This is a genomic window from Salinisphaera sp. G21_0 (assembly GCF_017744115.1).
Lineage (GTDB): Bacteria > Pseudomonadota > Gammaproteobacteria > Pseudomonadales > Endozoicomonadaceae > Endozoicomonas.
This window is the reverse complement of the sequence record NZ_JAGHQW010000159.1, coordinates 1-1,643: the sequence shown is the minus strand read 5'-3', so window position 1 is coordinate 1,643 and position 1,643 is coordinate 1. Positions and strand designations below refer to the sequence as shown.

The 1,643-nt window shown below is 49.1% G+C and carries 1 protein-coding gene and 1 pseudogene; both read left to right on the top strand.

Annotated features, from left to right (window positions below):
* Positions 1–317: pseudogene (locus J7439_RS25380) on the top strand (hypothetical protein); the annotation flags it as partial.
* A 103-nt stretch (positions 318–420) separates the two neighbouring features.
* On the top strand, positions 421–1,643 hold a 1,223-nt coding region (locus J7439_RS25375), incomplete at its 3' end, for a hypothetical protein (RefSeq protein ID WP_209204844.1).

Here is a 1,643-nt window from a genome sequence, read left to right as displayed (position 1 = left end):
ATCAAACCTTTTACCACAATACTATAGGCGGCTGTATCATCCATCCGCCCAGAAAAACCGTCATTCCTTTAGCGCCGGAAGCTATTTGCCGACAGTATGGTTCCACAAAAAATGATTGTGAAAAAGCGGCAATAAGACGTTTTCTGGCGCAGACAAAACACGACCATCCACGCCTGAAACTGGTGATTCTGCTAGATGGCCTAAGTTTTCAGGCTGTGGCAGTTGACGTGTATTCATCTGGAGTAGCTGCAGCGGTGCGCTATCCAGTAACACATCCCACAGCCAGGCTGCCTGACAAAAAGGTCAGGCTTCTCTGATACCGGTTGCCTGGAACTTTACCGGGCTGACAAGGTCGTACTCTATCGTTGTCATTCTCAAACGATTCTCCAATTGGAAACAGGGAGGACCTTCAAACAAACCATGCAGTCACCTTCCTCCTCAGCAACCGCAGATACTGTATCCCGGTTAACATCCACTGAAGCTGGAAGAGACGAGCCGTCAACCAGCCGCAAACGCAAAAGAAAGCGGAGCATGGCAGGTCGCCAGATTGAACAGACCACAACGGGCACAGGAGCGTTTCCACCGCATCAACAGCAACCTGAATCCGGGACCATTCCCCCCATAAAGCTCAGACGTGTTACTGGCAATAACTCGTGTATTGAGCGCTCTTCTTCGACTTCGGTTCAGGGTAATCCGGAGCCAATGGAGACTGACTCGGCCATGCCTGCTGACGCAGCTTCCACGCTTCCGGGCATAGCAATAAATCTACCAACAGACAGCGACAACAGGCCATTAACTGGCAATGAGCATACCTCAGAGATGGTGCAGGATATGCCAGTACCAATGGAGGATGTACCGCTCACTACAGAAATTAACAGTGAAACAGCAATTTCAGAATTTTCTGAAAGCCAGCAAAATGAACTACGAATACATTTAAATAATCAAGAAATACAAGCAGTACTAAAGAATGCCGGGATACTGCTGAAAACGCTCAATGACAGGAAAATCCAACTAGCGCGAGACAGGGGTAAGCCGCCCGCACACTCGCTCTTTTCCAAGTTAAAAAACTTCAGCATTGTTAAAGATTCTCAGACTTTCAAAGGCTATTTTGCTAAGGCTAACACGTTCTTTTTAGCTGTAAATACCCAGCAGATTACAAATACCAGCTGCCTTACGAGCATGCTCAAATCGAAGATTCAGATAAAGGCGTTTGCAGAAGCACCCGAGGAGAACATTCAGTCGGTTGCTGATAACCCATGCTTGAAACAAATAGCCTCCATGTGTAATAGCAAAGGCTTACCGAAAGATCAGGACGTGAAGGCCTTCCTGATGCTGCCCTGCTTGAAAGTGGGCTGGCAGGAGGGCAAACACGAGGACGTTAAGGGCAAACCGCTCGACCGGGCACTGGTCACCAATATTTCCTCCATGTGTAATGGCAAAGGCTTACCGAAAGATCAGGACGTGAAGGCCTTCCTGACCCTGCCCTGCTTGAAAGTGGGCTGGCAGGAGGGCAAACACGAGGACGTTAAGGGCAAACCGCTCGACCGGGCACTGGTCACCAATATTTCCTCCATGTGTCATGGCAAAGGCTTACCGAAAGATCAGGACGTGAAGGCCTTCCTGACCCTGCCCTGCTTGAAAGA